At 64.6% G+C, this 20,428-nt stretch carries 22 protein-coding genes; 9 read left to right on the top strand and 13 right to left on the bottom strand.

Annotation, left to right across the window (positions count from 1 at the left end; all coding sequences use genetic code 11):
- Positions 1-10: 10 nt before the first annotated feature.
- The 10 genes from flgK to flgB form a co-directional block, all read right to left on the bottom strand.
- Entirely contained in the window at positions 11-1,345 is a 1,335-nt protein-coding gene (gene flgK / locus HUK73_RS11090) for a flagellar hook-associated protein FlgK (RefSeq protein ID WP_176591953.1), read from the bottom strand.
- Positions 1,342-1,662, bottom strand: coding sequence for a rod-binding protein (locus HUK73_RS11085; protein WP_176591952.1), 321 nt, complete (start codon positions 1,660-1,662; stop codon positions 1,342-1,344). The genes flgK and HUK73_RS11085 overlap by 4 nt, the downstream gene beginning before the upstream one ends.
- A complete protein-coding gene (locus HUK73_RS11080) occupies positions 1,662-2,798 on the bottom strand; it encodes a flagellar basal body P-ring protein FlgI (protein WP_369805479.1) in 1,137 nt (378 codons plus the stop codon). Before HUK73_RS11080 ends, HUK73_RS11085 begins: the two co-directional genes overlap by 1 nt.
- Before the next feature lie 104 nt (positions 2,799-2,902).
- Complete coding sequence (locus tag HUK73_RS11075) at positions 2,903-3,580, bottom strand: flagellar basal body L-ring protein FlgH (RefSeq protein ID WP_176592928.1); 678 nt, start codon at positions 3,578-3,580, stop codon at positions 2,903-2,905.
- 8 nt (positions 3,581-3,588) lie between these two features.
- The gene (flgG, locus tag HUK73_RS11070) at positions 3,589-4,377 is read right to left on the bottom strand and encodes a flagellar basal-body rod protein FlgG (protein ID WP_176591951.1); all 789 of its coding nucleotides are present in this window, start codon (positions 4,375-4,377) and stop codon (positions 3,589-3,591) included.
- 63 nt (positions 4,378-4,440) lie between these two features.
- Complete coding sequence (locus HUK73_RS11065) at positions 4,441-5,184, bottom strand: flagellar basal body rod protein FlgF (protein WP_176591950.1); 744 nt, start codon at positions 5,182-5,184, stop codon at positions 4,441-4,443.
- 81 nt (positions 5,185-5,265) lie between these two features.
- Positions 5,266-6,108, bottom strand: a complete 843-nt coding sequence (locus HUK73_RS11060; protein WP_176591949.1) for a flagellar hook-basal body complex protein — start codon at positions 6,106-6,108, stop codon at positions 5,266-5,268.
- Positions 6,109-6,158: 50 nt separating this feature from the next.
- Positions 6,159-6,839: a flagellar hook assembly protein FlgD gene (locus HUK73_RS11055; RefSeq protein ID WP_176591948.1), complete on the bottom strand. Its 681-nt coding sequence runs from the start codon at positions 6,837-6,839 to the stop codon at positions 6,159-6,161.
- Positions 6,836-7,246 carry a flagellar basal body rod protein FlgC gene (gene flgC, locus HUK73_RS11050; RefSeq protein ID WP_176591947.1) on the bottom strand — a complete coding sequence of 137 codons (411 nt, stop codon included), beginning with the start codon at positions 7,244-7,246 and terminating at the stop codon, positions 6,836-6,838. Before flgC ends, HUK73_RS11055 begins: the two co-directional genes overlap by 4 nt.
- 2 nt (positions 7,247-7,248) lie before the next feature.
- Positions 7,249-7,617, bottom strand: coding sequence for a flagellar basal body rod protein FlgB (gene flgB, locus HUK73_RS11045; protein ID WP_176591946.1), 369 nt, complete (start codon positions 7,615-7,617; stop codon positions 7,249-7,251).
- 267 nt (positions 7,618-7,884) lie between these two features.
- Between flgB and HUK73_RS11040 the strand changes: the two genes are divergently transcribed.
- The 8 genes from HUK73_RS11040 to HUK73_RS11005 all read left to right on the top strand — a co-directional run bounded on the left by HUK73_RS11040 (position 7,885) and on the right by HUK73_RS11005 (position 14,192).
- Complete coding sequence (locus HUK73_RS11040) at positions 7,885-8,553, top strand: MotA/TolQ/ExbB proton channel family protein (protein ID WP_176592927.1); 669 nt, start codon at positions 7,885-7,887, stop codon at positions 8,551-8,553.
- On the top strand, positions 8,550-9,047 hold the full coding sequence (locus HUK73_RS11035; protein WP_176591945.1) for a flagellar motor protein MotB: 498 nt from the start codon (positions 8,550-8,552) through the stop codon (positions 9,045-9,047). The genes HUK73_RS11040 and HUK73_RS11035 overlap by 4 nt, the downstream gene beginning before the upstream one ends.
- 75 nt (positions 9,048-9,122) lie before the next feature.
- A complete protein-coding gene (locus HUK73_RS11030) occupies positions 9,123-9,662 on the top strand; it encodes a flagella basal body P-ring formation protein FlgA (protein ID WP_176592926.1) in 540 nt (179 codons plus the stop codon).
- Positions 9,663-9,708: 46 nt separating this feature from the next.
- A complete protein-coding gene (gene flgM / locus HUK73_RS11025; RefSeq protein ID WP_176591944.1) occupies positions 9,709-9,990 on the top strand; it encodes a flagellar biosynthesis anti-sigma factor FlgM in 282 nt (93 codons plus the stop codon).
- 4 nt (positions 9,991-9,994) lie between these two features.
- Positions 9,995-10,303 (top strand): hypothetical protein, encoded by a 309-nt coding sequence (locus HUK73_RS11020; protein WP_176591943.1) that lies wholly within the window; start codon positions 9,995-9,997, stop codon positions 10,301-10,303.
- A gap of 155 nt (positions 10,304-10,458) precedes the next feature.
- Complete coding sequence (locus HUK73_RS11015; protein ID WP_176591942.1) at positions 10,459-11,292, top strand: lytic transglycosylase domain-containing protein; 834 nt, start codon at positions 10,459-10,461, stop codon at positions 11,290-11,292.
- A 9-nt stretch (positions 11,293-11,301) separates the two neighbouring features.
- Positions 11,302-13,437: a flagellar biosynthesis protein FlhA gene (gene flhA, locus HUK73_RS11010; protein WP_176591941.1), complete on the top strand. Its 2,136-nt coding sequence runs from the start codon at positions 11,302-11,304 to the stop codon at positions 13,435-13,437.
- Between the two features lie 17 nt (positions 13,438-13,454).
- Positions 13,455-14,192, top strand: coding sequence for a sigma-70 family RNA polymerase sigma factor (locus tag HUK73_RS11005; RefSeq protein WP_176591940.1), 738 nt, complete (start codon positions 13,455-13,457; stop codon positions 14,190-14,192).
- Positions 14,193-14,309: 117 nt separating this feature from the next.
- Here the strand turns inward: HUK73_RS11005 and mdoH are convergent, their stop codons facing one another.
- The 3 genes from mdoH to HUK73_RS10990 all read right to left on the bottom strand — a co-directional run bounded on the left by mdoH (position 14,310) and on the right by HUK73_RS10990 (position 18,835).
- Positions 14,310-16,202, bottom strand: a complete 1,893-nt coding sequence (gene mdoH / locus HUK73_RS11000; protein ID WP_176591939.1) for a glucans biosynthesis glucosyltransferase MdoH — start codon at positions 16,200-16,202, stop codon at positions 14,310-14,312.
- A gap of 103 nt (positions 16,203-16,305) precedes the next feature.
- The gene (locus tag HUK73_RS10995) at positions 16,306-17,790 is read right to left on the bottom strand and encodes a glucan biosynthesis protein (RefSeq protein WP_176591938.1); all 1,485 of its coding nucleotides are present in this window, start codon (positions 17,788-17,790) and stop codon (positions 16,306-16,308) included.
- Positions 17,791-18,001: 211 nt separating this feature from the next.
- Positions 18,002-18,835: a flagellin gene (locus HUK73_RS10990; RefSeq protein WP_176591937.1), complete on the bottom strand. Its 834-nt coding sequence runs from the start codon at positions 18,833-18,835 to the stop codon at positions 18,002-18,004.
- A gap of 327 nt (positions 18,836-19,162) precedes the next feature.
- Here HUK73_RS10990 and HUK73_RS10985 point away from each other — a divergent pair, with 327 nt between their 5' ends.
- The gene (locus HUK73_RS10985) at positions 19,163-20,416 is read left to right on the top strand and encodes a sigma-54-dependent Fis family transcriptional regulator (protein WP_176591936.1); all 1,254 of its coding nucleotides are present in this window, start codon (positions 19,163-19,165) and stop codon (positions 20,414-20,416) included.
- The last annotated feature ends 12 nt before the right edge of the window (positions 20,417-20,428 follow it).

Genomic DNA, 20,428 nt, shown 5'->3' with positions numbered 1-20,428 from the left:
CCTTTTCCGTTCACATGATCTGGAGGATAGCGTCGACGGTTTCCTTCGCGACCTGAAGAATCTTCGCGCAGCCCGAATAGGCCTGCTGGACGCGGAGCAGATCGGCTGCCTCCATGTCGAGGTCGACGCCGCTCACCGCCTCGCGGGCGGCGACGGCCTGATCGCTGCGGCTCTGCGCCGTGGTCTGCTCCGCCTTGGTGGCGGACAGCAGATTGGCGTTGTTGGCGATCAGCGAGGTCCAGCCCTGTTCGACGCTGCCATTGCCGCGCAGGGTGGTCGATACCGTCAGCAGATTGCCGTTGGCCGTGCCGTCCGACGATTTGGTGGCAAGTTGCTTGGGATCGGTGATCAGTGCGGTCACGGAGGCGGCGGTGGTGCCCGATAGCAGCGGCGCGCCATTGGTGCCGCTGTCCGTCACGCCCTGCGCATGCCAGTTGTTCATGTCGGTCACGAACTGTTGCGCCAGCGTGTCGAGGCTGGTGCGGCGCTGCGACACCGTGTCGGCGGCGGAGAACAGGCCGCCCAGCGCGCCGTTGGTGGGCGCGGCCAGCGCCGTGCCGCCGCTGGTGGCGAGCGCCAGCGTGCCGTCGCTGTTGGCCGTGACGGCCAGCGTGGTGGCGGTGCTGCCCTGGACCAGCGACTGGCCGTTCAGCGTGACGCTGGCCTGATCGTGCGTGCCGAAGCTGATGTCGATATTGAGATTGGACGACAGCGTGCCCAGCGCCGCGTCGCGGCTGTCGAGTAGCTGGGCATAGGCGGAGGTGCCGGGTGCCGCACGCAGCAGGCTGTTGTTGATGTCGGCCAGTGCCGAAAGCGCCTGGTTGACGGTGGTGACCGCCTGCTGCGCTTCGGTCGCGATGCCGCTCGACACCTGTTGCAGGTCCGCCGAGGTCTGGTTGAAGGACTGGGCGACGCGGTTGATGCTGTCCAGCGTGGTCACGCGCAGCGAATTGTCGGTGGGGCTGGCGGCGAGCTTGTCGATATTCTGGTACATGGTCGACATCAACTGGCCGACGCCGGTCGCGGTGTCGTTCAGCGCCGTTTCCGAATCGGTCAGCCAGCGCAGCTTCGCGACCGAGCTGCCCAGCGCCATGTTGGTGTAGCGGACCGCTGCGTCGAGATAGGGGTCGGACGCGCGGTTCACGCTCTTGACGTCGGTGCCGCCGAAATTGCCGCGCGAGATGTACATGGCCATGGTTGCGGTCGACGAACCGGACTCGACCGTCGTGACCGAGCGGCGGGTAAAGCCTTCGGTGCTGGCATTGGTGATATTCTCGGAAATCGCCGCCATCGCCGTGCGATAGGCCTTGGTGCCTGAGGCTCCGATGACGAAGAGGTCGCTCATTCGGACTTATCCGTGGCGACGGTGCTGGCGGTAGCGACTGGGGCGGTTTTCACGCCGAACTGGTGCATCAGCATTTCGGCGATGCCCAGCGTCCCACGGCTTGCCATGCTGTCGGCGGTGCGGGCGTCGGCCATGTCGCGGAACTGGTCGGTCGTGCTGGAATCGTTGATGCCCTCGGCCAGACTGGCCGAGCGCATCGCGCCCATCATCTGACGCAGGAAGATCGCCTCGAACTGCTGCGCCGCTTTCTCCAGCGACGCCTTGCTTTGCGTGCCACCCGTCTGAGTTGTTGCCGTCGAAGTTGCGTTTACCTGCATCACAACACCACCAGTTCAGCCTTCAGCGCGCCTGCCTGCTTCAAAGCTTCGAGGATCGCGACCATGTCCGCGGGGGAGGCGCCAATGGCGTTCACCGCTTTGACTATATCGGCCAGAGAGGCTCCACCTTTAAAATTAATCATTGGTTTCTTTTCCTGATCGATCGAAATCGAACTGGATTGCTCCACCGCGGTCTGCCCCTGGGAGAAGGGGGCGGGCTGGACGACGCGGGGCGATTCATTGACGCTGACGGTGATTTTGCCGTGCGCGATGGCGGCGGGGTGGATCTTCACCGCGCCGTTGATGACGACCGTGCCGGTGCGGGCGTTGACGATCACCTTGGCGGGCGCATCGGCGGGCGAAACCTCGATATTCTCGATCATGCCCATCATCATGATGCGGTCCTGCGCGCCGGGGGCGGCGTCGATGGTGATCGACACGGCGTCCACGGCCTTGGCGCGATGGTCGCCATAGGTGCGGTTGATGCCGTCCGCTACCCTGAGGGCAGTGGTGAGGTCGGCTTCGGACAGGTTGAAGGTGAGGGTGGGCGCGGTGTCGAAGCCGGTCGCGACCGCGCGCTCCACCGTCGCGCCGCCGGGAATGCGGCCCGCCGAGGGAATGTTGACCGACACCTGGCTGCCGTCCGCGCCGGACACGCCAAGGCCGCCGACGGCGAGATTGCCCTGCGCCATGCCGTAGATTTCATTATCCGCGCCGCGCAGGGGCGTCATGATGAGGGTGCCGCCACGCAGCGACTTGGCCTTGCCCAGCGCCGACACGGTGACGTCAAGCCGCTGACCGGGCTTGGCGAAGGCGGGCAGGTCCGCCGTCACCAGCACCGCCGCCGCATTCTTGAGCGCGGGGTTGATCCCCTGCGGCAGCGTCAGGCCGAAGCGCGACACCACGCCCTTCATGCCCTGCGTCGCATATTCGATGCTGTCGTCGCCCGTTCCCGCGAGGCCGACGACGATGCCGTAGCCGGTCAGCTGGTTGGGCCGCACGCCCTGAAAGGTGCCGAGGTCCTTGATCCGCTCGGCATGGGCCGGGGCGGCGATCAGGGTGAGGGCGGTGAGCAGCGCGAGCAGGAGACCCTTACCCAAAAATACTCCGTCATTCCCGCGAAGGCGGGAATCCATCTCCTGACGTCTCGACTGGGGGTCAGCCAGGAAATGGCTTCCCGCCTTCGCGGGAATGACGGATAGAAGAAGGCGGGTGAAGGATGTCATGGGGCGCATGTCCATCAGAAGGGGCTGATCATGGAGAAGAAGCGCTGCAGCCAGCCCTGACGGCTGGCGCGGGCGATCTCGCCCTTGCCGGTGTAGATGATCTTGGCATCGGCCACGCGGGTCGATGCGATGCGGTTGTCCGGGCCGATATCGGCCTGACGGACGAGGCCGCTGATCTGGATGAACTCGTCGCCGCGGTTGAGCGTCAGCGCCTTTTCGCCCTTCACCAGCATCGTGCCGTTGGGATAGGTCGCCGCGATCGTCACGGTGATCTCGCCGTCGAGCTGGTTGGATTGGGTGGCGGCGCCCTTGCCGGTGAACTTGCTGGTGCCGCTGGCGGTAGCGTCGCTGGCCGTGAAGAGCTTGGAGAACACGCCGGTGGATGGCGGCGTCAGGCCGATATTGCCGTCGCGGGCGGTGTCGGCGCTGTTGCTCTTGGTCGCCTGCGTCTTTTCGACCAGCACGATGGTGATGATATCGCCCACGCTGGTCGCCCGCGCGCCGCTGGTGAGCGGGGTATAGCCCATCGACGCCTGAAAGATCGAGCCGTTGGCAGCCGGGGCGGCAGGAGCGGCAACGACCGTGGGGGCATAAAATTGCCGCTCGGCATCGCGTTTCTTGCCGGCCATTGCCGGTGCGGCGGCAAAAGCGACGAGCGACAGGGCGGTCAGGGACGTGGAAGCGAGGCGCATCGTCATCCTCACAGCTGCTGGTTGGCGTATTGCAGCATTTCGTCGGTCGCCTTGATCATCTTCGAATTGACCTCATAGGCGCGCTGGGTTTCGATCATGTCGACCAGTTCCTCGACCACATTGACGTTCGAGGTTTCCAGATAGCCCGAGCGGACGACGCCGCGCCCGTCCAGCCCCGCGACGCCGACCTGCGGTGTGCCGCTGGCGGCGCTTTCCTTCAGCAGATTGCCGCCGACGGAGGTGAGGCCGCCCGGATTCATGAAGCTCGCCAGTTCGACCTGCCCAAGCTGGGTCGGCTCCGTCTGGCCCTGAAGCGTGGCGGAGATGGTGCCGTCATTGCCGATGGAGATGCTGGTCGCGCCTTGCGGCACGGTGATCTGCGGGATCAGCGGCAGGCCTTCGCTGGTGACGATCACGCCTTCGGCGGTGGTCGTGAAATTGCCGGCGCGGGTATAGGCGATGGAGCCGTCGGGCTGCTGCACCTGGAAATAACCCGAGCCTTCGATCGCCATGTCCAGCGTGTTGCCGGTCTGGTTCAGCGTGCCCTGTTCGTTGATCTTGCTGGTGCCCTGAAGCGAGACGCCCGAGCCGAGATTGAGGCCGGTGGCGAACTTGTTCTGGCTGTCCGAATTGGCGCCTGCGGCCACGATCTGCTGATAGGCCAGCGTCTCGAAATCGGCGCGGTCGCGTTTGAAGCCGGTGGTGTTGACGTTCGCCAGGTTGTTGGCGATCACGCGCATCTTCGTGTTCTGCGCGTCAAGGCCGGTGCGGGCGACATGAAGGGCTGCGTTGGTCATCGTCTATCTCCGTGAGGCAGGCTCATGCAGGCTTCCAAGCAAGGGTCGTGCCAAAAATTAACCTTAACCATCCAGCTTCATCAACGACGCGCCGCCGTCATCCAGCTGCTTGGCGGTGTCGATCATCTTGATCTGGGTTTCCCAGGCGCGGCTGGCCTCGATCATCTGCACCAGCGCCGAGGTGGCGTTGACGTTCGATCCTTCCAGCGCACCGCCGGTCACGGTGGCGATCGGATCGTCCGGCAGGGCGCCGCCGTTCACCTCGCGGAACAGGCCGTCCGTACCCTTGGCGATGCTGGAGCCGACCGGGCTGACCAGCTTCAGCTTGTCGACCTGCTGCGGATTGGCGGGGTCGCCGCCCTGCGGCACGCCCCATATGCTGCCGTCCTTGGCGATGGAGACGCTGTCCATCTGGGGCAGGGTGATGGGACCGCTGTCGCCCAGCACGGGCATGCCGTCGCCGGTGGTGAGCAGGCCGCTGTCGCTGACTTTCAGGTCGCCGCGGCGCGTATAGGCCTCGTTGCCGTCCGCGGCCTGAACGGCGAGCATCGCATCGCCGTTCATGGCCACGTCCAGCGGATTGCCGGTCTGGGTGATCGCGCCTTGCGCCATGTCGGCGGCGATCACCTGTTCGGAAGCCTGCGCCCGCGTGTCGAAGGTGTCGCCCTTGATCCAGCGCGTCTCGGCATTGGCGATTTCCGCGCGAAAGCCGGTGGTGTTGACGTTCGCCAGATTGTTGGAGATCGCCGCCTGCCGCGCCATCGCGCCGCGCATCGCGGTGAGAGCCGTGTTGACGAGCCGGTCCATGGGTTTGTCCTGTTCTTGCGGGTGCTGCTTTATTTCCGTCATCCCCGCTTTTGCGGGAAGGACGGTTCAATTTATCCTGGCTTAGTTCCGCATGTTCATGATGGTGGTCGACAGCGTGTTGGCCGCTTCGATCGCCTTCGAGTTCGCCTGGAAGTTGCGTTGGGCGGAGATCAGCGCCACCAGTTCCTCGGTAATGTCGACGTTGGAGCGTTCCAGCGCGCCCGAACGGACCGCGCCATAGAGGCCGCTATTGCCCATGCCGATCATCGGCGTGCCGCTGGAATTGGTGGCGGTCCAGTGTGCGTCGCCTTGCTGGCGCAGCCCTTCCTGAGCGTTGAAGGCGGCCATGGCGGTCGCGCCCAGATAGACGGTGGTGCCGTCCGCATAGACGCCGGTGATCTTGCCTTCTTCCGACACGCCGACGCTGGACAGCTGGTTGCCGGTGCCGCCGGCGGGCCAGTTGGTTGGGACCTGGAGGTCGGTCAGCGAGGCGGTGGTCAGGGGAGTCGCGGCGGTCGAAGCGCCCGTGGTCGGGTCGAGCGGGATCACCTGAAGCCGCGCGCCGGTGGTGTCGACGACATAGCGGTTCTCATCGACGGAGAAGGCGCCGTTGCGGGTGTAGCTGACCTGATCGTCGGCGGTGCGCTTGACGGTGAAGAAACCTTCGCCGGTGATGGCGAGGTCCAGCGTCTTGTCGGTGGTTTCGATCGTGCCCTGCGTGAACTGCTGGTTCACGCCCAGGACGCGGACGCCCTGGCCCGACACCTGAGTGGTGGTCTGCATGGGCGCGGCGGCGAAGATGTCGCCGAACACGGCCTTGCTCTTCTTGAACGCGGTCGAGTTCACGTTGGCGACGTTGTTGGAGATGGTCGAGAGGTCGGACTGCGCCGCCTTGAGGCCGGAAAGCGAGATGTAGAAGGACATGGCGTTGCTCCTTGGGTGAAAGGATTTTGGGGGTGAAAAGGATCTAGAGGTTAGGAGAGGGAAAGGGCGGCGGACGGGCTGTAGGTGCCCAATGCGGTGATCAGCTTGGAGGAACTGCCGTCGGCGGGTGACTGAACGGCGGCGATGGTGGCCCAGCTGGCGACGCGGCTGGGCGTGCCATTGTTGACCTTGATCTGGAGCGCATCGGTGGCGACGGTGTTGCCCGCGTCATCCTTGCCGTCCCAGTAGAAGTTGACGTCGCCCGCCGGTTGATTGCCGAGGTCGATGGTCTTGACGACTTTGCCATTGCCGTCGACCAGATCGACCGAAGCGCCGCTGGTCGCATCGGCGAAGCTGATCTGGCCCATATATTGGCCCGCCGCATCGGGGGCGGCGATGTTGCTTTGGACCAGCATCGACTTGCCGATCCAGCTTGCCGCATCGCCCAGACGGGAGCCGTTGAGTGAGGAGGACAGGCCTTCCAGCGTCGATTTCATCGACGACAGATTGCTGTTCATTTCGGCGATGCCGGTTGATTGGGTGATGGTCGCCATCTGGGACACCATCTGGGTGCTGTCCATCGGCTGCATGGGGTCCTGGGCCTGCATCTGGGCGGTAAGCAGGCGCAGGAAATCGGTCGAATCCATCGTCGACTTGCCGGTTCCGACGTTCGAATAGGGATTATAGACCGAAAGCCCGGCGCTATCCGTGACGGTGGAGGTCGTGGTCATTTGCCGATCCTTATGGTTTCGAGCATCAGGGATTTGGCGGTGTTGAGCACCTGCACATTGTTCTGGTACATGCGGGCGGTCTCAACCATGTCGACCAGCTCCGCGCTGCTATCCACGGCCGCTTCCCAGACATCGCCATTCTTGTCGGCCAGCGGATGATTGGGGTCGTGGCGCTTGGTGGGCTGCGCGCTGGTGGTGACGACATTCTTGACCTTCACGGTCGAGACGCCGGGGCTGTCGGTGACGGATTCGAACACCGGCTTGATCGCGCGATAGGCTTCCGCCGCGCTGCCGGTGACATTGCCGGCATTGGCCATGTTGGAGGCCGTGGTGTTGAGGCGCACCAGCTGCGCGCTCATGGCGCGGCCGGCGATGTCGAACACGTTCATGGGGCCGGAACCGCTCATGCTCATTCTCCCTTCAAGGCGCGCGTGATGGTGTTGATGCGGCCCTCCAGGAAGGAAAGGGTCGTGCGATATTTGACGGCATTTTCCGCGAACAGCGTCTGTTCGGTACTCAGCTCGACAGTGTTGCCGTCCAGGCTGGGCTGAAGCGGCACGCGATAGCCCATCGAGTCATCGACGGCCTTGCCGACATCGGCGGCGGAGCTGCTCTGCTGGGTCGTCGCTTCTTTCAGCGCTGACTCGAAATCGATGTCGCGCGCCTTGTAGCCGGGCGTCGATGCGTTCGCGATATTGGACGCGAGCAGGGAAAGGCGCTGCGAGCGAAGCGCTAGCGCCTTTCCATGTATCCCGAACAATCCGTCTTCCAGCGACATTTTTTCGTCTCTTCCGTCTTTTTTGCCCTTGGATGGCCTAAAATATCTCTGCCTCCCGCCGTTCTGAGGCCTGATGGCGTGAACTGCGGGTGATCCAGCCTGATATTCGCAAGAGCCGTGCCAATTTGCGTGGGTGACGCATCGGCAAGGCAGGAAAACGCGGAAATCCGGGGAATTGCGGGGCGCGATCGGCAAGGGCGGCAAAAATTTGCCGGTCGGTGGCAGGGCTTTGCCGCCGGTCAGCATGGCGTGATGGGGACTGTGGCGATGATCGGAATAATGGCGCATCTGTTCGATCCCCTGACATTGCTGGCGATGTTGGCGGGGATTGGAGCGGTGGTGCTGTTCCAGAATGGCTGGCGTGGGACGGGGCGGGGCTTCGCGGCGCTGGGTCCCCTGCTGCGGGCCGATCCGGCGAAGGATCGCGCGGCGGCGCGGGCGGCAATGCTGAAGATCGATCAGGTGGCGCAACTGCGCGGCCTCGCCTGCACCGACCGGGTGAAGACCGCCAATGTCTTCCTGACCGATGCGGCGCGCAAGCTCGCCAATTGCGAAAAACCCGAGCAGTTCGAATTGTGGGCGGCGCAGGTGCTGGCCGACCGGGCGGAGCGTCATGGCGGCGCGTGCAAGCTTTGGCTGTCGGTCGCCGATGCCGCGCCCGCGCTGGGCATGGCGGGCACGATCATCGGTCTGGTCGGCATGTTCGCGGGGATGGACGATCCGGCGTCGCTGGGACCGTCCATGGCGCTGGCGCTGCTTACCACCTTTTACGGTGTCGTCATCGCCAATGTCATTGCGGCGCCGGTCGCGGCGCGGCTGGCGGACCTGTCCGAGCGGGAGTTGGCCTGGCAAAAGGAAGTGGTGGAACGCATGGCGGCGATTGCACGGCGGGAAAATGTGCCGCTGCGTCGCGCCTCCATCCGTGAGGTCGCATGAGTGTCGTGACCGCTTCCGGCGCCCGGCGCAGCCGCTGGGCGATCAGCTTTGCCGATCTGCTGCTGTTGCTGCTTGGCTTTTTCGTGATGTTGCAGGCAAGTGGCCGGCATCGGGACGCGATGCTGGCGCAGGTGCGTCAGCAATTTGGCGGACGGGTGGCTGCGGCGGCAACGGAAATCCGTGCGGCTGAGCTGTTCCTGCCGGGCGAGGCGATGCTGACGCCAGCGGGCGAAACGCGGCTGAAGGCGCTGGCGGCACGCTTTGCCGGGGGACATGAACGGCTGGAAATCAGCAGCCGGGGGAGTGATCCGGGGCGGCAGCGTTTCGACGGCTGGGATCTGGCGGCGGCACGGCTGGGCGCGGTGGCGCGGGCGCTGAAGGCCAATGGCGTGGGTCGGGACCGGCTGGCGCTGCGCGGGCTGGATCAGCTCGACGGGGAAAGCGGCAAGGGGCAGGTACTCCGCATTGCGGTGGGGCAAGGCAGGCGCCGCTGACTGCTGTCTGGCACGATATTTGCGTATCTCATGGTTAATCCTGTCCGCTGCATTCGGAGAGACACCGTGAACATCATGCCCAAGATCCTCCTTCTGGCGCTGTCCCTGTCGGCCTCGCAGCCTGTGCTGGCGCAACAGAAGTTCGAGAATCTGGATCGTATCGACAGCCTGGTCACGATGACCGTCGGCGCCAACATGGGTGAGCCGGGCGGGCCGATGGCCCCCGTCGACCGGCGCCTGCGTCTGGCCGCCTGTCCGACGACGCCCAGTGTCGACGGGCCGGTATTCGGCGCGGCTATCGTGAAATGCGATGCGCTGGGCTGGCGGATTCGTGTGCCTCTGGTGGCGGGGGCGGCTGCGGCGGTTTCGGGTCCTGTGGCGCGCTATGCGCCTGCGGCGCGGGCCGTGCCGAAGGAGGCCATCGTCAAGAAGGGCGATCCGGTGCAGCTGATGGCGGGCAATGCCGCCTTCAGCGTGTCCCGCATGATGGTCGCCGATGAGGATGGCGCCGTTGGCGAGACGATCCGCGTGCGCGAGGACAAGAAATCAGCGCCGATTCTGGCGCAGGTCGTGGAAATGGGAATTGTTCGTGTTCCGGGATTTAATAATTTTTGAACCCGGCCGTATATAGGCTGTGCGGGACGAGTGAAGGATTGAGATCATGATTAAGTCTGTCGGCCAGAATATCAGCGCCGCCATTGAGGCGACCCGCCTGAAGGAAGGTGGCAGGATGCGTGCGTCTTCGTCGGTCGGTTCGACCGCCACGGCTTCGACCTCGGCCGGTTCGGCCAGCCCGGCCGCGCGCATGGCGGCGGAAGGTGCGCCGGTCGACATGGATCGCGTGGCTGCAATCAAGGCGGCGATCGCCTCGGGCAATTATCCGGTCGATGCCTCGGCCATTGCCGACCGCATGCTCGCGCTCGACCTGCCGGCGGCTGACTGAACCCATGCCGCTCGGTCTGGCAGCGCTGGATGAACTGACCGCCGCTTTTGACGAGCTGCGGAGCGTACTCGACGGCACCGACCCGGCGGCGATCGAATCGGCCACCGGCCGAATCGCCAAGGCGGCCGCTGCTGTGCGCGCCATTGGCGTCTGGCGGTCTGATGATGTGGTGAAGGATCGGTTGAAGACGTTGAAGCCGTTGATGGAGTCGGCGCGGATTCGCACCAATCTGCTGGCGGATCACGCGAATCAGCGATTGGCCATTTTGGCCGCTCAGGGGGCGGAAACCGCGCCATTGACCTACGGGCGCTGAAAACTCCTCATTTTCCGTGGTTTATCGAAGGCGCCCTTGGGCGCCTTTTGCGTTGAGCCGAGTGCGCAATTGGTAAATATGAGCGCGCGTTAACCAAATCTTGGCACGTCACTTGCTCTAATGACCCCCGGTACCAACGGGGATTTTCGCAACCAGTGTCGGCTTTCGCAGACATCGCAGGAACAGGGGCAGCAACAGGCGCTTCGGCGGCCAATCGCGTGACCAACGCGATTGCCATGGCCAGCCGGCGGACGGGCGTGGACTTCGCCTATCTGCTCGGACAGGCCAAGATCGAGAGCAGCCTGAACCCCACCGCCCGCGCGACGACATCGTCCGCGACCGGATTGTACCAGTTCGTCGATCAGAGCTGGCTGGCCGTCATCGACAAGCATGGCGGCGAATATGGCCTTGGCTGGGCCGCCGACGCGATCAGCCGGGGCAGCAATGGCCGCTATTATGTGGCGGACCCTGAACTGCGTCAGCAAATCCTGGACCTGCGCAAGCATCCTGAAACCGCTTCGGTGATGGCGGCGGAACATGCCGCCGACAACAAGGCCTATCTGGAATCGAAGCTGGGTCGGGAGGCTGAGCCGGTCGATCTTTACATGGCCCATTTCCTGGGCGTCGGCGGCGCGAGCAAGTTTCTGGCGATGGAGGATAGCGCGCCCAATGCGACCGCCGCCGCCATGTTCCCGGCGGCGGCGCGAGCCAACCGCTCCATCTTCTACGACAAGCAGGGCAATGCCCGCAGCTTTGCCGAAATCCGCGACCGCTTTGCCGCCAAGCTCCAGAAGGGCTTCGATTCGGTCGGGAACGGCGACGTTCAATATGCCGACAATGCGCTGCCCTCGGGCGCGAAGACCGTGCAGCCCGCCGATTATGTGCGGATTGAAACCCAGCGCCTTGCGACCGCTGCCGACGTCACCGTTCGGCCGGAGCCGCAGACGGCGCGTCTCGCCTATCTCATGCTCGCCACCCTCGGAAGGTAACGGCCGACAATGACCCCTGCCCAAGTCAAAGCGAAGATCTGGATGAGCGCCGCCAAGGGGGCGGTGCTGCCCTTTGCGACGCTGATGGTCGTGCTGTTCATGATGGTGCCGGTGCCGTCGGTGATGCTGGACATCGGCTTCATCACCAACATCATGATCTCGCTGGCCGTGCTGATGGTGGCGTTGAACGCCGCCAAGCCGCTGGATTTTTCCAGCTTCCCGACGGTGCTGCTGTTCGCGACGCTGCTGCGGCTGGCGCTGAACGTCGCCTCGACCCGCGTGGTGCTGGTGAACGGGCATGAAGGCACTGATTCGGCGGGCCATGTGATCGAGGCTTTCGGTCATTTCCTGATCGGCGGCGATTATATCGTCGGCATTTTCGTCTTCGCGATCCTGATGATCATCAATCTGGTCGTCATCACCAAGGGCGCGGGCCGTGTGTCGGAAGTGTCGGCGCGCTTCACCCTCGACGCCCTGCCGGGCAAGCAGATGGCGATCGACGCTGACCTGAACGCGGGTCTGCTGACGCCGGAAGAAGCCAAGGTCCGCCGCCGTGAGGTCGCGACCGAGGCGGATTTCTACGGCTCCATGGACGGTGCGTCGAAATTCGTGAAGGGCGACGCGGTCGCGGGCATCCTGATCCTGGCCATCAACATCGTCGGCGGCATCATATTGGGCGTGGTCAGCCACAAGCTGTCCATCGGCGAAGCTGCACAGACCTATATCATCCTCGCCATCGGTGACGCGCTGGTGGCGCAGATCCCGGCGCTGCTGCTCTCCATCGCGGCGGCGGCCATCGTCACCCGCGTCGGCAGCGAGGACGATCTGTCGAACCAGATCACCAGCCAGTTCGGGTCGGGCAAGGCGTGGATGCCGGTCGCGGCGATCCTGACTTTCCTGGGCATCCTGCCGGGCATGCCGCACATGATCATCCTGCCTGCCGCAGCGGTGGCCGGCGGCATTGCGTGGCAGCTCCGCAAGTCGAGCCAGCGCAAGGCGGCCGAGCCGGAACCTGCCGCGCCGCCGCCCAATCCGGCGCTGATCGAATGGAATGACGTGTCGGACGGCGCGGTGCTGGGACTAGAGATTGGCTATGGCCTGATCGGACTGGTCGACGAGCGCAAGGGCGCGCCGCTGATGGCCCGCATCACCGGCATCCGCCGTCAATTGTCCAAGGAACTGGGCTTTGTCGTGCCGATGGTCCGCGTGAAGGACAATCTGGCGCTGGAACCCAATCAATATCGCATCACCATTGCCGGCGTGGTCGTGGGCGAGGACGAGATTTTCCCCGACGATCTGCTGGCGCTCGACAGCGGCGCGCTGGAGGGTACGGTTTCGGGCCGCGAGGCCAAGGACCCGACCTTCGGTCTGGATGCCTTCTGGATTTCGCCCGCCAAGCGCAGCGAAGCGGTGGTCGCGGGCTATACGGTGGTCGATCCGCCGACGGTGGTGGCGACCCATCTCAACCAGCTCATAGCGATGAACGCCAGCGAGATGTTCGGCCTCGACGAAGCGCGCAAGCTGCTTGACAATCTGAAGGACGCCGCGCCGCAACTGGTCGAAGGGCTGACGCCGGGGCTGCTGAACCTCACCCAGATTTCGGCGCTCTGCCGCGCCCTGCTGGCCGAGGGCATTCCGCTCAAGGATTTCCGCCGCATCTGCGAGGCGATGGTCGATGCCGCGCGGCCGGACATGAACCTCGACCAGCTGGTCGAAGCGGTGCGCCAGCGGATCGGTTCGCTCATCATTCAGGGGCTGGTCCCGGTGAAGATGCCGTTGCCGGTCATCACGCTCGACGGCGATCTGGAGGCGCTGCTGGCACAGGCGATGCGCATGGCGGGCGACGCCCGTCATCCGATCGAACCGGCGCTCGCCAACCGCATCATCGAGGCGGTGGTCACGGCGGCCCGTCCGCTGCTGGGGCAGGCGCGCAATTTCGCCATCGTCACCTCGCCGGTGGCACGCCGCGCGCTGGCCCGCCTGTTCAAGCCGCATCTGCCCGAAACGCCGGTGCTGTCTTTCCTGGAAATTCCCGATGGCAAGGGCGTGGAAGTCGTCGCCGTGGTCGGTGGCGAACAGCGGCCCGCGCCGCGCCACGACCCGCTGCCGAACAATTCCGTTTCTGGCCGCGAACGCGTTGCCTGAGTTGAGGAGCCTGACCAATGTTCATGAATAGGGTCGTTGCCGGTTCCGATGCCAACACCTATGGCCGGTCCGCCCATGCCAACTCGCCCGAACGGCTTGCCCGGCAATATATGCCGCTGGTGCGCAAGACCGCCTGGCATGTCCATGGCCGCGTCTCCAGCGCCATCGAGATCGAGGATCTGCTCCAGATCGGCATGGTCGCGCTGGTCGAGGCGGCCAATGGGTTTGAGGATCGGGGGCTGGGCTTTGCCTCCTACGCGCAGATGCGCGTGCGCGGGGCGATGATCGATCATTTGCGCCGTCAGGCGACGATGACGCGGTCCGCCATGGCCCAGCGCAAGACCATGGTGGGCATCCGCAACCGGCTGGAACAGAAATTGGGCCGCACGCCTTTGGAAGCCGAGATGTCGGCGGAAATGGGGCTGGACGCTGCCGCCTATCGCGAAGTGGCTGATGCCTGCGAGATGGTGCAGCATACCAGCATGGATGAAGTCTATTCGGACCAGTCCATGTGGTTCGCCGATGTCGAGGATCGTGCCGACGATGTGCTGGAGCGGGAGTCGCTGAAGGTGGCGCTGGCGAAGTGCATAGGCGACCTGCCGCAGCGTGAGGCGCTGGTGCTTCAGCTTTATTTCGTCGAGGAACTCAATCTGGAGGAAATCGGCGCGACGCTGGATATCGGCGCGGCGCGGGTGTGCCAGATCAAGAAGGCGGCGCTGGACAGGCTGCGCGAGAAGTTGCGCGACTGGGATTGAGTTATGATTTCGTCATTCCCGCGGAGGCGGGAATCCATCTCCCGCACCTAGCCTGAAGCGGAACGCCCAGGAGATAGATTCCCGCTTTCGCGGGAATGACGATTTAAAAAATGCTGTTCAACTGTCGTTGGCCGCGTTGGAAAAGTCCTTCATGGGGGCATTGTCCAGCTGCAACTGGCGATAGCGCGTCTTCTGGTAATTCTGCGTCCGCCACCAAGGCTCGGCCACCTGGAACAGGCCGCTTTTCGCGACATGGGTGCCCAGATCCTTGCGCGCAGTGAAGGCCGCGAAGAAGGGCGCCAGCACCAGACCCGCCACAACCGGCATGACCCAACCCAATGAGGTGTGGGACTTGACCGCCAGCAGCGTCAGCCCTGCACCCAGCAGGATATGCCATTTGAACAGCCAGATGGCCGGCAGCATCGCCATGCCGTCGCGGTCGCGGGTTTGGCCGTTCCAGCTGCTTTTGCGGCCCATCAAAATGCCGAACAGGTTGATGGTCTGGGTCAACATGCTGACCGGCGCCATCAGGATCGACAGCGCAATGTCCGCGATCACGCCGCGCGTCATGCGCACGCCGCCGCCAAAGCCGATACGCCGCGCCGGATCGGCCAGCGCCCAGAGCAGCGCCAGCAGCTTCGGCCCGAACAGCAGCACGGCGGTTAGCGCCAGCAGGCTGCCCGAGGGCAGGATCGCGCTCGGCGGCCAGACGCCCGCCGTCGCGCCGCCCAGCACCACCAGCATCAGCGCCAGCCAGAGCGGCGAGGTGCAATAGGCCGAAGCGCCGACGAACAGCTGGAACTTGCTGACCGGGTGCATGCCCTTGATCTTCGACAGCAGGGGCACATGCTGGATATTGCCCTGGCACCAGCGCCGGTCGCGGGTGGCGAGGTCGGGCAGGGAGGGCGGAAATTCCTCGAAACTGTCGTCGGCCATGACGATATGCACGTCCCAGCCGCGACGGCGCAGCAGCGCGGCCTCGATCATGTCATGGCTCATGATATGGCCGCCAAAGGGCGCGCGGCCGGGCAGTTCGGGCAGGCCGCAGCTTTGCGCGAAAGCCTTTGTCCGCAGGATCGCATTATGGCCCCAGAACATGCCTTCCGATCCGGCCCACCAGATCATGCCGGCGGCGGAAATCGGCCCGAAAAGGCGGCTGGCGAACTGCTGCCAGCGGGCGAAGAAGGTGGACGCGCCGACGATCGAGGGCACGGTCTGGATCAGGCCGACATGCGGATGGCGTTCCATGTCGGCGGCAAGGCGCGCCATGGTCTGGCCGCTCATCACGCTGTCGGCGTCCAGCACGATCATATAATCGTAAGCGCCGCCGAAGCGTTCGACCCATTCCGCGATATTACCGGGCTTGCGGCCAATGTTGAGAGCGCGGCGGCGGTAATGGACGGGGCGGGAGAAGCCCTTGTACATTTTCAGATAGGCTGCGCGCTCAATCTCGCCATTGTCCGGGTTGGAATCGCTCAGGATGAAAAATTCGAAGCGTTCGCCGCCCATCACCTGCGCCAGAGAGCGTTCCATCACGGACAGGCGGCCCAGCACGCCCTGAAAATCCTCATTGCACACGGGCAGCAGCACCGCCGTCCGTCCGCGCAGGGGGGTGGTCGGGCGGGCGCGGTAGGGGCGGACGCCCTGTCCCTTGCCCATGGTGAGCAGCAGGAACCCGATCAGGCTGGTGGCGAAACCGAAGGCGATCCAGGCGAAAAGCGGGATGAAGAGGGCCAGATACACCCCCTCCCAGGCGGAAATGCCGTCCAGACCGATGGACCGCCGCATTTCATGCGCCGCCATGGAGGCAGGCAGCAGCGCCAGCAGCACGACCAGCATCCGCCGCGCCCAGATGTCGAGGTTGAACGGGCGGTGCGGCAGGTCGCGCGGGGTCGCCGCGAAATCCTGCGCGGGCATGGCCAGCCGTCTTTCGGCCGGCAGATGCTCGAACGCCCGGCCGGGCGCCGATCCGCTTGCCTTATCCCTGTTCACGCCACCCGTCGCCTTCATGCCTGATCCGTTTTTGTCCGACCCATTTTCGCTCAATCCATTGTCGATTGAAACCCGTTATCAGAACGGCCGGTTGGCCGGCTGGTTCCTTCTGGCCTGTCGTTCAGGCGCCCAGCGGGTAATGCACATATTCACTGAACGGGCGATTGCCAGCCTTTAGCTGGGCGCGGATATCGGTCGGCCTGCCCTTTTCCCGACGGATATCCAGGACCATGCGGAACATGTCCTTCTGGTGGAGAATGGGATAGCCCGCCTTCTTGACCAGCGTGCCGCCTGCCAGATCGACCCAGATGTCGGGGCGGGTCTGCGCCGGGACCCCGGCGAAATCCACCAGGAACCGTTCGACCCCGGCTTCGCCCGATTGTCCGGTCCAGATGTTCTCGACCGTGGCGAGGCCGGTTGAGGCGGGCGTGCGGGCAGCGGACCAGTCGAGCCGGTAGCTGGCCTCGATCCGGCTCCCTGCGCGGGGTGAAGCGGTGGGGGTCCAATAGGCCGCGACATTGTCGGTATATTCGCTGTCGGTCGGGAAGGCATAGAGCCGCACCTGCCCGGCGCCAAGCGGCTTGCGCGATGTCGCCCAGAGCGAGGGGCGCCGTTCATAGAAGACGCCGTCATCCTGATAATGGTCGAAATCGCGGTCCCGCTGGAGCAGGCCGAAGCCCCTGGGATCGCGTTCGGCAAAGACATCGACGCGCGGGACGGAAGGGTTCACCAGCGGGCGGCAATGGGCGGTGCCGTCGGCGTTGGCGATGGACAGCATGTCGCTGTCGTGGATTTCCGGGCGCCAGTCGGTGCGGGTGCGACGGTCGGCCTGATCGTACCAGAACATGCTGGTCATCGGCATCAGCCCCAGTTCGGTGATGGACTTGCGCGCGAACAGCACGGCGTCGACATCCTGCCGCACGCCCTGCGGCGTCAGCATGTTGGCGAAGCGGAAGGCGCCGGTCAGCGAGGCGCTGTCCATCAGCGCATAGACGGTGACGCTGCTGCGCCCGGTCCGTTCCAGCCAGAAATGGGTGAAGCGGGGAAATTCCTCCTTGCCTGCGATGCTGGTGTTGATCGCGACGGCGCGGGCCGACAGGCCGAACTGCTTTTCCGCCGGCGCGCGGAAATAGGTGGCGCCCAGAAAGGACAGCCAGTCGCCGTCCCGTGCCGCGTTCATGATGCGGAAGCCGGAAAAGCCGGCATCGGGGCCAAGCTTGCGCACCGCATTGCCGGGCGGGGCGTCGAACATGTCGGGATCGTAGCGCAGCGGCGTCGCCCGGCCCCTTTCCACCAGCGCGATTTTCACCGGCTGCTGCACCGTGTTGCTCAAGGGGAAAAGGCGAATCCCGGTATCGTCGCCCCTGTCGTTCCAGATGGTCCGCTCATCACGAAAGCGGGCCTCGTTGAAGGCGTCATAGCCGATCTTGTCGGCACCGGGGAAAAAGGGCGTAACAACAAAGGGCGTCCGGGTCAGCCGCTGCGCGCGGGCGATCACCATATCCCAGGAGAAAGCGTCGGCCCTGCCTTGGGCAAAGATGGGGCGGGGAAGCAGCAGTGCTGCGCCGGAGGCGGCGATCATCATGCGCCGATCGATATTGGTCATGTTGGGCATCATGGATGCGACAACCGCCAAAGCAAGTGTTTCGATCCCGAACCGATCCACAAATAGGATGAAGCCTCCGCCCGGGGGGACGGAGGCTTCGGTTCTGGTCGTTCATCGAAGTGGTTACCCCCGGCACGGTGGGGACCGTTATTGTGCCGGGGGCGATATGACCGGCTGAGGTGACCAAGACCTCAGCCGGTCAATCCAGTGATTAGCTGATCAGCTTCAGCACGCCCTGCTGGCTCTGGTTGGCCTGGGCCAGCATCGCGGTCGAGGCCTGGCTCAGGATCTGCTGCTTGGCGAGGGCGGTCGTTTCAGCCGAGAAGTCGGCGTCTTCGATGCGGCTGCGGGCGTCGGTCAGGTTGGTGACGTTTGCGGTCAGATTGTTGACCGTCGATTCGAGGCGGTTCTGCGCCGCACCGAGGTCGGCCCGCTTGGTCGCCACGGTTTCCAGCGCCGTGTCATAGGCGGTCAGGTCGGCAGCTGCGAAAGCCGGAGCGGCCACGGTGCCGCTCAATGCGCCGCCGGCCGAGGTGGCGACAGCCGACAGGTCGAGCTGACCCAGGGTGATGGACACGGTGTCGGTGCCGCTGGCGCCGGCCTGGATGTCGATCGTCGCCGGGGCGGACGCGGAGAACAGGTCCTTGCCGTTGAACTGGGTCTTGCTCAGGATCGAGTCGATCTGCTTGCCCAGCTGGTCGATTTCATTCTTGATGTTGCCCTGCGACTTCGTGTCGTTCGTGCCGTTCAGGCCCTGAACCGTCAGCTCACGCATACGCTGCAGCATGTTGCCGACTTCGCCCAGCGCACCTTCCGCCGTCTGGGCGAGCGAGATGCCGTCATTGGCGTTGCGGATGCCCTGGGTCATGCCGCGGATCTGCGAGGTCATGGTCGATGCGATGGCGAGGCCGGCGGCGTCGTCCTTCGCGCTGTTGATGCGCTTGCCGGTCGACAGACGTTCCATCGCGGTGCTGAGAGCCTTGTTGGCCATGGCCGAAGCGTTCTGAGCCCGCAGCGCCGAGGAGTTGGTTCCGATAACAGTCATGATAATCCCTTTCCGTTCACTATCAGGTCGCTGCCATCAGGCTGCTTGCGGCCTCGAAAGGGGATAACGGCGGCCGGGAAAAAGCTTTTAGGGCCAGTGCAATTTTTTTCGAAAAATCTTTGAAACGCCCGGAAAATCGGCCTTTTACGCAGGTGCGCCTTACGGAAGTCGGCAAAAAGTTCCGGGCAGGCGGAAAAAAATTGCCGTTCTGCGGCAAGTGGTTTGCCGCATTAACCATATGCTAACCATGGACGGGCAGTTTCAACCCATCGAAGGGGTCTGGGACGTACGGGGGTACAAGCCAGCCAAAAACATGGGGTCAAGTTCATGTCATCACTCGACGTGAGCCGAGGAGTCTGCGCGCTTGTTCCGGGCCTGCAGCACTGGCTGGAAAATGCGTTCTTTACCGTGCGCATCGTGGACGCGCAAAGCCCGCGAGGGCGGGAGGGTGTTGAGCGGGATAATCGGCGCGTGCTGCTGGCGACCGAAATCGGCCATGCGACCCATCGTGACATTCTGATCAGCCTGATCGACGGCGCGCCCTCGCTGGTGCCTGCCGCCAACGGCCTGCCCGCGCGTGTTGCCTTCGGTCTGGAGGATATGGGTTTCGCTTTCGCGCTGATCGCCGAACTCGCTCGTCCCGCGGCGCTGCCCGCCGTGGGGGATGCGGCCAGCGCCCGCCTGATGACGCTGGCGGGGCGTGTCGCCCGCAGCGACGCGACCGTGCTCATTCAGGGCGACACCGGCACCGGCAAGGAAGGCATGGCGCGCTTCCTTCACGCCCAGTCGGGCCGGGTCAGCCACGACTTCATCGCCGTCAACTGCGCGGCGCTGCCCGAAACCATGATGGAAGCGATGCTGTTCGGGCACAAGAAGGGCAGCTTCACTGGCGCGGCCAATGCATCGGAAGGTCTGTTCCTGGCGGCTGACGGTGGCACGCTGTTCCTCGACGAAATCGCGGAACTGCCGCTTGCCCTTCAGGCAAAGCTGCTGCGCGCCCTGCAGGAAGGCGAAGTGCTGCCGGTCGGCGCGACTCATCCGGTTCCGGTCAATGTCCGCATCATCGCGGCCTGCAACCGCAACCTTGCCGCCGAAGTCGCCGCCGGGCGCTTTCGCGAAGATCTTTACTGGCGCCTCAATGTCATGCCGCTGGAACTGCGTCCGCTGGCCGAACGTCCGGGCGACGTGACGGCGATCGCCGCTGCCATGCTGCTGCGCCAGCCGGAATTCGTCTGGCCGACCGCAGCGGCCTTGAGCAAGCTTGCCGCCCATGTCTGGCCGGGCAATGCCCGCGAACTGGGCAATGTCCTTCAGCGCGCCGTCGTGTTGCGGGAGGGCGATCGCATTGACGCCGACGACCTGCACATCACCGGCGCGCCGCAGCTTCGCGTGGTGGAGCAGGTTCTGGCGCCCGCCGATCCGATCCGCCTGCGCGACGTTGCGCATAACTCCAAACTGGAGGCTGTCCGCGCCGCTTTGCGCGAGACGGATGGCCACCGCGCCGCCGCCGCCCGCAAGCTGGGCATTTCCGAACGTACCCTGCGCTATCGGCTCGCCGAGATGCGCGAACTGGCCGCTTGAGGGGAGATAGGG

Source organism: Sphingobium sp. EM0848 (genome assembly GCF_013375555.1).
In the GTDB taxonomy this organism is placed as follows: Bacteria; Pseudomonadota; Alphaproteobacteria; order Sphingomonadales; family Sphingomonadaceae; genus Sphingobium.
This window is presented reverse-complemented; position numbering and strand designations above follow the sequence as displayed.

Coding starts and splice junctions, on each gene's coding strand:
- flgC (WP_176591947.1), bottom strand. CDS start 7,246: ATGAGCGGTTCCGGCCCCATGAACGTGTTCGACATCGCCGGCCGCGCC.
- HUK73_RS11065 (WP_176591950.1), bottom strand. CDS start 5,184: ATGGACCGGCTCGTCAACACGGCTCTCACCGCGATGCGCGGCGCGATG.
- HUK73_RS11030 (WP_176592926.1), top strand. CDS start 9,123: ATGCCCAAGATCCTCCTTCTGGCGCTGTCCCTGTCGGCCTCGCAGCCT.
- flgB (WP_176591946.1), bottom strand. CDS start 7,617: ATGTCGCTGGAAGACGGATTGTTCGGGATACATGGAAAGGCGCTAGCG.
- HUK73_RS11075 (WP_176592928.1), bottom strand. CDS start 3,580: ATGCGCCTCGCTTCCACGTCCCTGACCGCCCTGTCGCTCGTCGCTTTT.
- HUK73_RS10990 (WP_176591937.1), bottom strand. CDS start 18,835: ATGACTGTTATCGGAACCAACTCCTCGGCGCTGCGGGCTCAGAACGCT.
- HUK73_RS11020 (WP_176591943.1), top strand. CDS start 9,995: ATGCCGCTCGGTCTGGCAGCGCTGGATGAACTGACCGCCGCTTTTGAC.
- HUK73_RS11035 (WP_176591945.1), top strand. CDS start 8,550: ATGAGTGTCGTGACCGCTTCCGGCGCCCGGCGCAGCCGCTGGGCGATC.
- HUK73_RS11080 (WP_369805479.1), bottom strand. CDS start 2,798: ATGGATTCCCGCCTTCGCGGGAATGACGGAGTATTTTTGGGTAAGGGT.
- flgK (WP_176591953.1), bottom strand. CDS start 1,345: ATGAGCGACCTCTTCGTCATCGGAGCCTCAGGCACCAAGGCCTATCGC.
- HUK73_RS11085 (WP_176591952.1), bottom strand. CDS start 1,662: ATGCAGGTAAACGCAACTTCGACGGCAACAACTCAGACGGGTGGCACG.
- HUK73_RS10995 (WP_176591938.1), bottom strand. CDS start 17,790: ATGACCAATATCGATCGGCGCATGATGATCGCCGCCTCCGGCGCAGCA.
- mdoH (WP_176591939.1), bottom strand. CDS start 16,202: ATGAAGGCGACGGGTGGCGTGAACAGGGATAAGGCAAGCGGATCGGCG.
- flhA (WP_176591941.1), top strand. CDS start 11,302: ATGACCCCTGCCCAAGTCAAAGCGAAGATCTGGATGAGCGCCGCCAAG.
- HUK73_RS11060 (WP_176591949.1), bottom strand. CDS start 6,108: ATGTCCTTCTACATCTCGCTTTCCGGCCTCAAGGCGGCGCAGTCCGAC.
- HUK73_RS11005 (WP_176591940.1), top strand. CDS start 13,455: ATGTTCATGAATAGGGTCGTTGCCGGTTCCGATGCCAACACCTATGGC.
- HUK73_RS11040 (WP_176592927.1), top strand. CDS start 7,885: ATGATCGGAATAATGGCGCATCTGTTCGATCCCCTGACATTGCTGGCG.
- HUK73_RS11055 (WP_176591948.1), bottom strand. CDS start 6,839: ATGACCACGACCTCCACCGTCACGGATAGCGCCGGGCTTTCGGTCTAT.
- flgM (WP_176591944.1), top strand. CDS start 9,709: ATGATTAAGTCTGTCGGCCAGAATATCAGCGCCGCCATTGAGGCGACC.
- flgG (WP_176591951.1), bottom strand. CDS start 4,377: ATGACCAACGCAGCCCTTCATGTCGCCCGCACCGGCCTTGACGCGCAG.
- HUK73_RS10985 (WP_176591936.1), top strand. CDS start 19,163: ATGTCATCACTCGACGTGAGCCGAGGAGTCTGCGCGCTTGTTCCGGGC.